This is a genomic window from Canibacter zhoujuaniae, assembly GCF_011752015.1.
Taxonomy (GTDB): domain Bacteria; phylum Actinomycetota; class Actinomycetes; order Actinomycetales; family Microbacteriaceae; genus Canibacter; species Canibacter zhoujuaniae.
This window is the reverse complement of record NZ_JAAIKA010000001.1, coordinates 524,195-536,456: the sequence shown is the minus strand read 5'-3', so window position 1 is coordinate 536,456 and position 12,262 is coordinate 524,195. Positions and strand designations below refer to the sequence as shown.

The 12,262-nt window shown below is 54.8% G+C and carries 12 protein-coding genes; 9 read left to right on the top strand and 3 right to left on the bottom strand.

The genetic code is table 11. The annotated features are described in order from the left end of the window. Positions 1 to 26 precede the first annotated feature (26 nt). Both HCQ99_RS02520 and pdxY read right to left on the bottom strand, forming a co-directional pair. The gene (locus HCQ99_RS02520) at positions 27 to 737 is read right to left on the bottom strand and encodes an SDR family oxidoreductase (RefSeq protein ID WP_166985267.1); all 711 of its coding nucleotides are present in this window, start codon (positions 735 to 737) and stop codon (positions 27 to 29) included. Between the two features lie 2 nt (positions 738 to 739). Further along, complete coding sequence (gene pdxY, locus HCQ99_RS02515; protein WP_166985264.1) at positions 740 to 1,591, bottom strand: pyridoxal kinase PdxY; 852 nt, start codon at positions 1,589 to 1,591, stop codon at positions 740 to 742. A gap of 55 nt (positions 1,592 to 1,646) precedes the next feature. Between pdxY and HCQ99_RS02510 the strand changes: the two genes are divergently transcribed. The 7 genes from HCQ99_RS02510 (at position 1,647) to HCQ99_RS02480 (ending at position 9,222) form a co-directional block, all read left to right on the top strand. Next, positions 1,647 to 2,480 (top strand): ABC transporter ATP-binding protein, encoded by an 834-nt coding sequence (locus HCQ99_RS02510; protein WP_424945184.1) that lies wholly within the window; start codon positions 1,647 to 1,649, stop codon positions 2,478 to 2,480. After that, a complete protein-coding gene (locus HCQ99_RS02505) occupies positions 2,465 to 4,108 on the top strand; it encodes a hypothetical protein (protein WP_166985261.1) in 1,644 nt (547 codons plus the stop codon). The genes HCQ99_RS02510 and HCQ99_RS02505 overlap by 16 nt, the downstream gene beginning before the upstream one ends. Positions 4,109 to 4,134: 26 nt before the next feature. Then, the gene (hemQ, locus tag HCQ99_RS02500) at positions 4,135 to 4,830 is read left to right on the top strand and encodes a hydrogen peroxide-dependent heme synthase (RefSeq protein ID WP_166985258.1); all 696 of its coding nucleotides are present in this window, start codon (positions 4,135 to 4,137) and stop codon (positions 4,828 to 4,830) included. Positions 4,831 to 4,990: 160 nt separating this feature from the next. Continuing rightward, complete coding sequence (locus HCQ99_RS02495) at positions 4,991 to 5,863, top strand: MetQ/NlpA family ABC transporter substrate-binding protein (protein WP_166985255.1); 873 nt, start codon at positions 4,991 to 4,993, stop codon at positions 5,861 to 5,863. Between the two features lie 75 nt (positions 5,864 to 5,938). Further along, positions 5,939 to 6,979: a methionine ABC transporter ATP-binding protein gene (locus tag HCQ99_RS02490; RefSeq protein ID WP_166985252.1), complete on the top strand. Its 1,041-nt coding sequence runs from the start codon at positions 5,939 to 5,941 to the stop codon at positions 6,977 to 6,979. Continuing rightward, complete coding sequence (locus HCQ99_RS02485; RefSeq protein WP_166985249.1) at positions 6,976 to 7,647, top strand: methionine ABC transporter permease; 672 nt, start codon at positions 6,976 to 6,978, stop codon at positions 7,645 to 7,647. Before HCQ99_RS02490 ends, HCQ99_RS02485 begins: the two co-directional genes overlap by 4 nt. Before the next feature lie 9 nt (positions 7,648 to 7,656). Then, positions 7,657 to 9,222, top strand: a complete 1,566-nt coding sequence (locus HCQ99_RS02480; protein WP_166985246.1) for a UDP-N-acetylmuramoyl-L-alanyl-D-glutamate--2,6-diaminopimelate ligase — start codon at positions 7,657 to 7,659, stop codon at positions 9,220 to 9,222. 30 nt (positions 9,223 to 9,252) lie between these two features. Here HCQ99_RS02480 and pdxR read toward each other — a convergent pair whose 3' ends face one another. After that, the gene (gene pdxR / locus HCQ99_RS02475; protein ID WP_166985244.1) at positions 9,253 to 10,617 is read right to left on the bottom strand and encodes a MocR-like pyridoxine biosynthesis transcription factor PdxR; all 1,365 of its coding nucleotides are present in this window, start codon (positions 10,615 to 10,617) and stop codon (positions 9,253 to 9,255) included. A gap of 83 nt (positions 10,618 to 10,700) precedes the next feature. Between pdxR and pdxS the strand changes: the two genes are divergently transcribed. Both pdxS and pdxT read left to right on the top strand, forming a co-directional pair. Then, positions 10,701 to 11,597 (top strand): pyridoxal 5'-phosphate synthase lyase subunit PdxS, encoded by an 897-nt coding sequence (gene pdxS, locus HCQ99_RS02470; protein ID WP_166985241.1) that lies wholly within the window; start codon positions 10,701 to 10,703, stop codon positions 11,595 to 11,597. Further along, the gene (gene pdxT / locus HCQ99_RS02465) at positions 11,591 to 12,202 is read left to right on the top strand and encodes a pyridoxal 5'-phosphate synthase glutaminase subunit PdxT (protein ID WP_166985238.1); all 612 of its coding nucleotides are present in this window, start codon (positions 11,591 to 11,593) and stop codon (positions 12,200 to 12,202) included. The genes pdxS and pdxT overlap by 7 nt, the downstream gene beginning before the upstream one ends. Positions 12,203 to 12,262 lie beyond the last annotated feature (60 nt).

The window sequence follows — 12,262 nt, the reverse complement described above, 5'->3', positions numbered from 1 at the left end:
CTTAAGCAACACTTAATTTTAACGTGCTACAGCGGACGCACGCTAATCATATCGACGCTTGCTGCAGCGGGCGCCAGAATAGCATTTTGGATCGCAGCGGCAACTGTCTCTGGCTGCAGGTAGTCTGCCGCATGATACTCACCATGCTCTGCCGCACGTAACTGTTTCTGCATATCTGTAGCCACACGCCCCGGGTGCACGCTTGTCACCCGTACACCGTTGGGCGCTTCCTCCGCACGCAGTGAGTCGGTCACTGCCTTGAGCGCAAACTTACTGGCAGCGTATGAGGCATAGTTAGACCCTGCGTTTAGACCAGCGCCAGAGTTGACGGCAACAACCGTGCCGTGTGACTGCCGTAATTGCGGTAAAAGTCCGGCTGTCAGCTGCGCAACAGCGGTCACGTTAACCGCAAAAATATTTTGCCAGCTAGTAGCTGCTTCCTCATCAACGGCAGCTATCGGCCCGTAGCCAATGACAGCAGCTGAGTGCACTAAGGCATCGATACGATCAAGCTGCTGCAGTTGCGCCACGAGCTTGGCGGTGTCGGCCGCAGACGCAAGATCCGCCACAAAATATTGGGCGCTCGGAAAGTCAGCAGCCAGTTTCTGCAGCAGCTCGGCATTGCGCGCTACGAGAACAAGGTGGAAGCTCTCTGCCAGCAGGGTGGCGGTGGCCAGGCCGATGCCGCGGCTGGCGCCGGTGATAACAGCAACAGGACGGTTGTTTTGCAGGGCCATAATTAGAGTACGCGTTCCGCGACGAAACTGTGCTTGGGGCTGACGTATGCCTCTTGTGATTGGATCAGCTGCAGTTCGCGGGTGCCTGCGGCTCGGGTGTTTTCAAGCAGCTCAAAAACGCTAGAGGTGGTGAGCTCGAGCGCTTCTTTGAGGGATTTGCCGCCTACGAAGTGTGACGCAAAAAGAGCCTGGGTAACATCGCCAGAACCGTTGGTTTTGCCGCCGAGGCGTGGTGTCTGAATGAGCCACCCCTCATCTTCGTGCACCGCGAGCATTTCGATAGTGTCGCTTGGCGCATCAGGGCGGAAGACGCTGGTGACAAGCACAGTCTTGGGGCCTATCGCCTGCGCTTTGCGCACAGACTCGAGCGTTGATTCAAGGTCGCTCGGATCGGTGTTTGTTAAGAAACCCAGCTCAAACTGATTTGGAGTGATAATGTCTGCGTGCTGCACAACGCGATCGCGAATCAGCTCCTGCACCTCAGGAGAAACGAAGCAGCCTGAAAACCGGTTGCCGAGCACTGGATCGCAAGAATAAACAGCCTGCGGATTGCGCTCGCGCACCTTCTCAACAGCGCCAAGAATCGCATCACCTATCGTATGGCTGCCCTGATAGCCGGAGATAACCAGGTCTGTGTCTGCTAAGCCGCCGCGCTCATCAATGCCGGTGATGACGTCGGTGACATCATCGCCACTGATGAGCGGGCCGCGCCACGCGCCGTAACCGGTGTGATTGGAGAACAGCACAGTGTTGACAGGCATCACCTCATGCCCCATGCGCTGCAGCGGGAAAACCGCCGCAGAATTGCCGACATGACCGTATGACACCGCTGATTGGATAGACAAAATACGCATACCGCTAACAATAGTGGAAATTATCTCGGCAGCCGATTTTTACTATCTTGCGTAAATGAACAGCACTGCTAGCCTTGAAAGTATGGATGATGAAGTGCTCAAAACAGTTGACGAAAATAACGATGATGCGAGCGCTGCAGCTCCTGCTTTGGTGATGCAGGAGCTGGCGAAATCTTACAGCGGGCGTTGGGTTGTGCAGGGCTTATCGCTCACAATCCCACGCGGATCGTGCTACGGCATTGTCGGACCAAACGGGGCCGGTAAAACTACTGCGTTAAGTATGGCTACCGGTCTTCTGCGCCCGGAGCAGGGGAGTGCGTCGGTGCTCGGGCACGATGTGTGGCGCGATCCCAACACTGCGAAATCTAAGATGGGTGTGCTCGCAGACGGTCTGCCCACTTTTGACCGGCTGACCGGTCGTGAGCTTTTAACTTACGTCGGTCTTATTCGTGGTCTGGATGCAGATACTGTTGAGCAGCGCACTAACTCACTGCTGGAGACTCTCGGTCTGGCAGACGCTGAGGGCAAACTCGTGACCGACTATTCAGCGGGTATGACAAAAAAAATTCTGCTCGCTTGTGCGCTCATTCACGCGCCACAGCTGCTAATTCTAGATGAGCCTTTGGAAGCAGTTGATCCTGTTTCAGCGCAGACGATTCGTGACTTTTTAACGGAGTATGTAAAGCGCGGGGGCACTGTTGTGATCTCCAGCCATGTAATGGAATTGGTTGAAGGTTTCTGCACGCACGTCGCGATTATTGCTGAGGGTCAGGTGCGTGCGGCGGGCACCCTAGACGAGGTGCGTGCTGGCGGCACTCTCACCCAACGATTCATTGAAATCGTTGGGGCCGAAGCACACCAGGGAGATTTGTCATGGCTGAATCAGTGAAATTAATTACTGGGCTGCGGTGGAAGCTGCTGTCGCGCAGTTTTAAAAACAACTGGAACGTCATTCTAACAACCGGTTTGCTGATGCTCTATGGCCTAATGGCCTTAGTGGGTTATGGTGCATTCCTGGTTTATACAACTGTAAGTGGTACGTATCTTACTAATGAATTTTTCTTTAACGTTGCCCGCGTTGGAGTGCTGATAGCTGTGCTGTGGCTTTCTGCTGCGTTTTTTTCGCTCGGCGGTGATAGCGCACTCGACGCCCGCAGGTTTGCAACCTTTGGTCGCAGCGCTAAATCTCTGCAGAAGCCGCTGCTTATTGCGGCAGCGATTTCTATTCCCTTCTGGGTGCTGGCTGTAGTAGTAGTGGTGCAAACCGTATTTCAGCTTATTTGGGGTTTCCAATTGCTCGGCACGGGGGCATTGAACGGGCTGAATGTCGTTCTATATTTGATCGTTTTGATTCCGGCAAACGCAGCCGGTCTGCTGCTGATGCTGCTCATTACCCAGACGATTAGCGCCTGGCGTGTGGGCCTACGTCTCTCAAAGCGTAAACGTGAACTTCTCACCGCTCTCAGTATCGTTGCGCTGATAATTGTTGCTTACGGCACCTCCCTACTGTTCCAGGCAGCAGATACGGATCTACTTACATCTATTGTGGAGGTCGGCGGCATATTTGCAGAAATTCTCAGCTGGACACCACTCGGCGGGGCTTTCGCAATCGCTCCGGCGCTTGGATCTGGTGATTTTCTCGGCGCGATTCTGCGAGTTTTTGTGCTGTGTGCGAGCGCTGCAATCCTATGGAAACTGTGGGAGGTGGCTTTCGAACGCGGCCAACAGATGGCGTTATCCGGCAGCAGTGAAACAAAAGCTGCAAAGGTGACGGCTTTGGTGCCGCGCTGGTTACCGCAGAATGCACTTGGCGCGGTTGCAGGAAAGGCGCTGCGCTACTGGCGTCGCGATATACGCTACAGTTTGGCAATTTTGCTCACACCAGTGATGGCTGCGTTTTTTATTATGATGTCGGTGGTCCAAGATACCCCGTTTATGGGCTTTATGGGTGTGTTAATCGTGGCGTGGATGGGCGGTCTGATGCTAGCGAACGAGATTGGACAAGACGGCCCAAGCTCATGGGTGAACATCACGGCTGGTATTAATAACCGCGCTAATCTGCTTGGGCGCTACGTAGCGGCTGGCAGCGTGATGGCGCCGATGGTTTGCCTTGCGGCGATTATTGTGCCGGTGCTGCATAAGACACCACAATACATTGGAGTGATACTGCCGCTTGCGCTCGGCTTCCTGCTTGGCTGCTGGGGGGTCGCAATGCTTGTTTCGGTCTATCTGCCATACCCTGCGCCTGAGCCTGGGAGCGCCAAAAATAGTGGCGGTGGTGACGCGATAATTTCTAGTTTTGCTGCCATGTTCTTGGTGTTTGTGCCGTCTCTGCCGGCGCTCATTGTGATCGGTGTCGGTATCTTTACTGAAAATCTGACACTCATGATCGGCGGTGCCGCACTAGCGTTAGTCATAGGTGCTCTCACCTTCTATATTGCTTTGATATTCGCCGCAAAACGTCTTGATTCTCACTACGATATTGCGTTCCAAAAAACTAAGACCTTCACAAGTTAAGACTGCTACTAATAAGGGGCAAGTAGATGACAGCGATTGATCACTCAGCAGTAGCTGAAGAGGTAAACGCAGGAATAAACTACACAATTTACGCCGTTTTTCGGGTGGATCGCGGCAAGTCAGCACACACCCAGAACCCGACCGCAGAGATTCTGCAGCGCATGTCACAGCTGCCGGAGCTCACTATTCGCGGTTGGTACGATTTGGCCGGCTATCGAGCTGATGCAGATTTGCTGCTGTGGGCTCACGCTCCGAACCCTGAAGTGCTGCAGGAGGCATATCGCGTTATTGCCGAGGTGGGAGCTGGCCGTTTAGTTCCGGTCTGGTCAAACATGGCTGTGCACCGTGCAGCGGAGTTTAATCGGGGTCACGTTCCGGCGTTTCTCGCAGGGGAAACACCGCGTGATTATGTTTGTGTTTATCCTTTTGTGCGCAGCTACGACTGGTATCTCTTGCCGGATGAAGAGCGTCGGCAGCTCTTGCGTGAGCACGGACTCGCCGCACGTAACTACGGTGACGTTCTCGCAAACACGATGGCCTCATTTGCGTTGGGAGACTACGAATGGCTGTTAGCGTTTGAAGCTAACGACCTGCTGCGCATCGTTGACCTCATGCGAGAATTGCGTGCAACCGGCGCACGCCGTCATGTGCGCGAAGAGACCCCGTTTTTCACCGGTCGGCGAGAAGCAGCAGAGCAGTTACTGTCGCGTCTATTCGCCTAGCTCAGCACGTGTGGTCACTGACTAGCGCAGCCGATTGTTACGAGCGTATATTACGAAATATTAAATACTAATTGAAGCGTGCCTAAAGTGTTTCATACGCTAATAGGGTCACAGGCTGAAGCACGGCCTGCTTAAATCGATAGACAATTAAGGAAACACAATGGCAAGTTTTAAGAAACTATTTGCAGCAGCTGGCGTACTGGCATTGGCCGCAGGTCTCGCTGCCTGCTCGGGTGAGAGCAAGTCAGAAACCGTGCGGATCGGCGTAGTTGGCGCATCTGATGAATATTGGACCACTTTCGAAGAAGCAGTTGAGGCTGAGGGCATCGATGTTGAGCTCGTAGACTTCGGTGAGTACTCTCTGCCAAACCCGGCACTTGCTGATGGTGAGCTCGATATCAACCAGTTCCAGCATATTTTCTACCTCGCTAACCACAATGTGCAGTCTGGCGACGATCTAACCACTCTTGGCTCAACCGCGATCTACCCACTCGGTCTTTACTCAACCAAGCATGATTCGGTTGCAGACATTCCAGAGGGTGGAAAGGTTGCTATCCCTAACGATCCGGTTAACCGCGGTCGTGGACTGCTTGTGCTGCAGTCAGCTGGGTTGCTGAAGCTGAAGGATGGCGGCCACCCATTCGCAACCACCGAAGACATTGAGACAACAAAGGTTGAAATCACTGAGCTTGATGCTGCGCAGCTCGCACCCGCACTCGCCGATGTTGATGCAGCGATCATCAACAATGACTTCCTTGGTAACGCCGGTCTTACCGCCGGTGATGCGATCGCGCAGGACGACCCTAACGATCCAGCGGCTTTCCCATACGTTAACGTCTTCGCCGTAAAGAAGGGCGACGAAAACAACGAAACCTACAAGAAGATCGTTGAAATCTACCAGAACACCAAAGCTGTTCAGGACGGCGTAGTTGAAAACTCAGGTGGCACCGCAGTGCTGCTAAAGATCGACAACAAAGAGTTGCAGGACTCGCTGGCTAAGACCGAAGAGGCTGTTCGAAACAACAGCAAGTAGGCATAAAACAGAGGTTGCTGTGGCACGAAACGCTGATCGCGGGTCGTGCCGCAGCTTCGTTCTTGGAGGAAGCACATGTCAATGATCTCAATTCGAGATGTCTCGAAGATATACCCGGCAAGACGGAAGAATCAGGCCGATATTACCGCCGTTGACAGCGTCAGCCTTGAAATTCCACAGGGCAGCATCTACGGTGTTATCGGATACTCAGGCGCGGGAAAATCAACCCTTGTGCGGTTGATTAATGCGCTCGACCCGGCAACTAAAGGCTCTATAGTTGTCGATGGTCACGAAGTTGTTGGTGCGAGTGAAAAATCGTTGCAGGCACTGCGCACTGAGATTGGCATGATCTTCCAGCAGTTCAATCTGTTTAACTCGCGCACAGTTGCGGGGAATGTTGCGTTTCCGATGAAAATCGCAGGAATCCCGGAAGCAGAGCGGAAAGAGCGGGTGCGGGAGCTGCTCGAGTTTGTTGGGCTTGCGGATCGCGCCGACGCCTACCCTGATCAGCTGTCAGGCGGGCAGAAACAGCGGGTTGGTATCGCCCGGGCGCTGTCCACGAACCCAAAAGTGCTGTTGGCGGATGAAGCCACTAGCGCACTGGATCCGCAAACCACCTCTGATGTGCTCGAACTGTTACGGCGAGTAAATCGCGAATTGGGGATCACAATTCTCGTTATTACTCACGAAATGGATGTTATTAAGCACCTTGCAACCCACGTTGCTGTGATGGAAAACGGCCGTGTGATTGAAGAGGGGCCGGTCGAGCAGGTGTTCTCGAGCCCCGAGCATAAAACCACGCGCCGTTTTGTGAGCACCGTGATCCCTGGTATTCCCGTTGGGAAAGACCTCGAGCGCCTGATAGAAAAACACGGCGAGAATCTAATTACCGTTAGCCTTGGAGATTCAGCGGCGGCACGCACCGAAATTTTGGGGCGCTTAGTGCGCTCAGGCGCTGATGCTGAACTCGTCTACGGCAGTGTGAATGAGATCAATAATTATACTTTCGGGCATCTCACCTTTGCGCTGCACGGCACCGCCGAACAGATTGCGCAGGCAAAGCGTGCGGTGGCTGAAATCGCTGCTGTGCAGGAGCTTGGAGGGGAGGCAAAATGAACGACAAATTTGGTGACCTGATCAAACTGCTGCCGATGCTGCCAGAGCAGCTGTTGGCAACGCTGACACTGTCTGCCATCGCGCTGACAATCGGTGGCCTGGCGGGTCTGGTGCTGGGTGTTGCGCTCTATGCAACCCGACCGGGTAACGTGCTGGAAAATAGGGCGATTTACAGCATCTTGAACTTCTTGGTCAACTTTGTGCGACCAATCCCGTTCATTATTCTGTTGGTGGCGCTGCAGCCTGTGGCGCGCGCGATTTTAGGAAGCGGAATCGGCACGCCGATGGCCGCGCTCGCGATGGTTGTTGCATCAACCTTTGGTATTTCCCGTCTGGTTGAGCAGAATCTCGTTACTGTGCCGCCGGGCGTTGTAGAAGCTGCGCGGGCGGCGGGTGCGAGCCGGTTTAGAACCCTGCTGACGGTGGTTATCCCCGAGGGCTTGGGGTCACTGATCCTCGGTTACACCTATGCTTTCATTGCGATTATTGACATGTCTGCGATGGCGGGTGCGATTGGCGCAAACGGTCTTGGTTTCTTCGCACTGCAATACGGCTTCCGGCAGTACAATACGTGGGTTACCTGGGTTGCGGTGCTGTTGATAGTGATCCTGGTGCAGCTTGTGCAGTTTGCCGGTAACCGTCTTGCACGGAAGGTTATGCGCCGATAAACTGACGGCATGTTTTTGCCTGAACTTGCTGAGCTGCTTGGAGCCCGCATCGTCCCTGTTAGGAGCGGTGCGGGCTCCGCAGTGTGTGATACGAAACTGCTGGATGCTGCAGCGTTTAACAAAACTGAGGTAACCGCAGTAACCCATAATTCTCAGTGGGTTACCCCGGGTGCGCTATTCGTGGCTATAAACGGTGATTCAGTAGACGGGCACAAGTTTGCTGCTGCGGCAGAGCAGGCCGGAGCTGTTGCTGTGCTTGGTGAAGGCAGAACCGCAGCTGACGAAAGCAACCTACCCTATTTACAGGTGCCCAATGCGAGACAGGCTCTCGCAGATGCCGCGGTAGCGCTCACAGGTGATCCAAGCGCTGACCTTCGAGTGATAGGTATCACCGGCACAGACGGAAAAACAACCACCAGTTGGCTGACGAGATATATTCTGCGCGCTACGGGCACCTCAGTTGGGATGCTGTCAACGGCCGGATACGAGCTTGCAGACGGCGAATTGCAGCAATTTGAAGGGCGTTTTACCACCCCAGAGGCGCCGCAGGTGCAGCAGATTCTTGGTGAGATGCGAGATCAGGGGGCGACTGCCGCGGTGATCGAATCTTCCAGCCATGCGCTGCTCATGGAGCGGGTGCGCGGGGTGAAGTGGGATGTTGCTATCTGGACGCACATCAGCCCAGAGCATCTCAACACTCACGGCGGTATGGAGGGCTACTTCGCAGATAAGCGCAAGCTTATCGAAGCTGCCCCTTTTGCGGTGTTGAACGCTGATGATCCCTGGTGTGAGCGACTGCGCGGTATTGCGCCGGAAGAGAGCACCTACGGTGTCGACAGTGACGCAGAATGGCGTGCGCTAGATATTACGGAAACAGCATCGGGAATCGACTTCACGCTGCAATACCCCGGTGATGACCGCGAGGCCGATAACGTTGATGCCTTTGCGCAGACACAGGCACATCTGCCAATGCTCGGAAGATATAACGCATACAACGCACTAGCAGCTATTGCAGCGGTTAATCGACTTGGCGTGTCTGTGCCTGATGCGCTTAGAGCCTTGCGTGAGTTCCCGGGTGTTCCTGGGCGCATGCAAACTGTGCAAGAGCCGCAGTCTGACATCAACGTTGTGATTGATTTTGCGCACGCAGAGAAGTCGCTTGAAAAAGCCTTGCAGGCGTTGCGCGAGGTGACCGAGACTGAGCTGTGGGTTGTTGTTGGCGCTGCGGGCGGCACACGCGACCCCAGTAAACGTGAACCCATGGGTAGGATTGCGACAACGATCGCCGATCATGTTGTGTTTACCGAGGATGACCCCTACTTCACTCCAGTGCAGGAGATTGTTGCGCAAATGACAGCGGGGGCGGATGCTGCCGGTAATAGCAACTACACGGTTATTGAGGATCGCACTGCAGCGATTAATTTTGCCGTTGCAAACGCGCCAGCAGGAGCAGTGGTTTTGCTCGCGGGCAAAGGGCCAGAAAGCACGATTGAACGCGCGCATGGATCCGCCCCCTGGTCGGAAATTGCAGCAGCTAAAACCGCTCTGAATCTACGCAACTCTATGCGCGGATAGTGTTTAACGGGCCACCCAGCTGTTAAACCTCTATGCCTTAGCGGCTGCGGTAATTGCGTGCAGTGCGCTGATTAGCTCAGCATCTGGTAGCGCGCCAAAACCGAACACAATACCGTTTTGGTAGTTTTGGCCAGCCCAGTATGCATCCAGTGTGCGCACGCGGTACCCTTGCGCTGCTACAGCGGCTGTCACTAATTCAGCGGGGCGCTCTGTCAGCAGAACACTGTGCAGACCGGCGTTTATCGGCAGCAGTTTTGCGGCATTTAAATTGCTCAGCAGCTCTTGCACTAAATTGCGGCGGCGTTGATAGACGCGTCTGGCGCGCTGCGTGTGACGCTTTAGATGACCGCGTGCGAGAAACTCAGCGAGGGCTGCTGCGGTGACAGTGTTTACGGGAGAGCCAAGATCTTGCTGCGTTCGTTGTAGCAGGGGGCGCATGGCTGGGGGCGCGATGAGATATCCAACATTTAGCTCGGGATCGAGCAGGGCTGAGAAACTCCCCAACAGTATTGTGTGCTGTGGCGCGAGACTTGCTAGCGTTGGGAGCGCTGAACCGTTATACCGCAGCTCTGAATTAAAGTCATCTTCAATTAAGAGTGTGTTGGTCTGGGCGGCCCATGTAGCTAACGCCACTCGCTGCTCGCCCGCTAACGGGTCGCCGCTGGGATACTGGTGATTGGGAGTGACCAGGGCTGCATCGGGAGCACTCACTGCCGAAAGTTTGGGTGAGATTGTGGTCATGTGTTTACCCAGTGCGGAAAGCGCCAGACGCAGGCCCGGGTAGCCGGGTTGTTCCACTCCCACCGTGCTGATTGCCGCGCCGAGTGTTGTGCTTAAGAGCTGCAGGCCGCTTCTTGCTCCAGCCGTTAAAATTACATCTTTCGGATCCACCAGCATGCCGCGACTGTGGCGCAGGTGGTCGGTGATTTGAATGCGCAGATTTGTCAGCGGATCAGCTTGGGTGTGTTTTAGTGCATCGCGCCAGACGGCGCGCCAGGCGGGAGTGTTGAGGAGAGTAACGTCGGGGGCGCCCGGTTTTAGGTCGATGAGATCGGGTGCACTGTCGTATGCCTCACTTGGTGCTGCATATTGGTTTTTGAGCGCGGTTGCTGCCGAGTACTCTGAAAATGCGAGTGCCGGATTTACGCGCGTGCCCGAACCTCTTAGCGGCAGGAGAATTCCTTCGGCTGCAAGCTCTTCAAAAGCTGCGATCATTGAACCGCGTGACACTCCCAGCTGCCCGGCGAGCGTGCGGGTGCTCGGAAGGTTGTCTCCCGGGGTTAGTGCTCCTGTTTGCAGCAGAGAGCGAATCCCCTCCGCGATTTGTAGGGGCACGGCTAGCTCTCTGCTCTTATCGACTGTTATCGAGATTTCTGTGGTCGTTTCAGATCGCACACTCAAACCTGCCTAAGTGGTCTATTGCAACACGCAAAGTTTGGCATATTGCTTAGACCACTTTAGCGCGATTGAATGTTGCTATGACTGATAACAACACTCAAACAGCAGGCACTCGTGTGAAGCGGGGTCTCGCAGACATGCTCAAAAACGGTGTCATTATGGACGTCGTAACCCCGGAACAGGCGCGCATCGCTGAAGATGCCGGCGCCAGCGCAGTAATGGCACTGGAGCGCGTGCCGGCCGATATTCGCGCGCAGGGAGGCGTTGCTCGCATGAGCGATCCCGACCTAATCGACGGAATCGTAAATGCTGTCTCGATCCCGGTAATGGCAAAGGCGCGTATCGGTCACACCGTGGAAGCGCAGATTTTGGAATCGCTCGGCGTCGATTTTATTGATGAGTCAGAGGTGCTGAGCCCCGCTGATTACACACACCACATTAATAAATGGAATTTTGATGTGCCATTCGTGTGTGGCGCAACAAACCTCGGCGAAGCGCTGCGCCGCATCACAGAAGGCGCGGCAATGATTCGTTCTAAGGGCGAAGCCGGCACCGGTGACGTGTCTGAAGCGGTGCGCCATATGCGAACTATCCGCGGTGAGATTAACCGCTTGCGCAGCCTCGACCGAGATGAGCTCTTTGTTGCTGCCAAAGAATTGCAGGCGCCATACGACCTGGTGGCTGAGGTTGCAGAAACCGGCAAACTCCCGGTTGTGATGTTTGTCGCCGGGGGAGTTGCAACTCCTGCTGATGCTGCTCTTGTGCGGCAGATGGGCGCTGAGGGTGTCTTTGTTGGATCCGGTATCTTCAAATCAGACAATCCAGAAAAGCGCGCAGCGGCAATCGTAAAGGCAACAACCCTCTACGACGATCCGGCAGCACTGGCTGAGGTCAGCCGTAATCTCGGCGAAGCAATGGTCGGTATCAACGTCGCCGATATTCCCGCCCCGCATCGACTCGCGGAACGTGGATGGTAGCCGGCGCAGAATCCACCACTGCTGCGAGCACACTGCTGATTGGTGTGCTCGCACTGCAGGGTGGGGTAGAGGAGCATATTGCTGTGCTGACAGAGCTCGGCATTGCAACGCGCAGAGTGCGCAGGCCCCTCGATCTTGCGGAGCTTGACGGGATTATTATTCCCGGCGGTGAATCCACTGTGATTGATAAATTGGCGCGCTCATTCGGGCTTGCTGAGCCTTTGAAAAACGCTATAACTGATGGGCTACCAGTATTTGCAACCTGTGCCGGGTTAATCTATCTCGCACAGAATATCGAGGGGAAAGCTCCGGGGCAGGAAACACTCGGAGTGCTGCCTGTCACAGTCAGGCGCAATGCGTTCGGGCGGCAGACAGAATCGTTTGAGACAAGCCTTGTTGTTGACGATCTAGAGGTGCCGGCTACCTTTATTAGGGCCCCTGAGGTGGTGTCGGTTGCTCCTGGAGTTGAAACTATTGCGCAGCTACCTGGTGGGCGTGTTGTCGGGGTGCGTGCCGGTAATATAACAGCCTTTTCTTTTCATCCAGAAGTAGATCGAGATGCTCGTTTGCACCAGCAGTGGGTGGCTAGGATCCCTCGAAAATAGCGATCCCTGCCCGTTAAGAGTATGATTTTAGCGGAACAACACAACTGCGAAGGAGCAGGC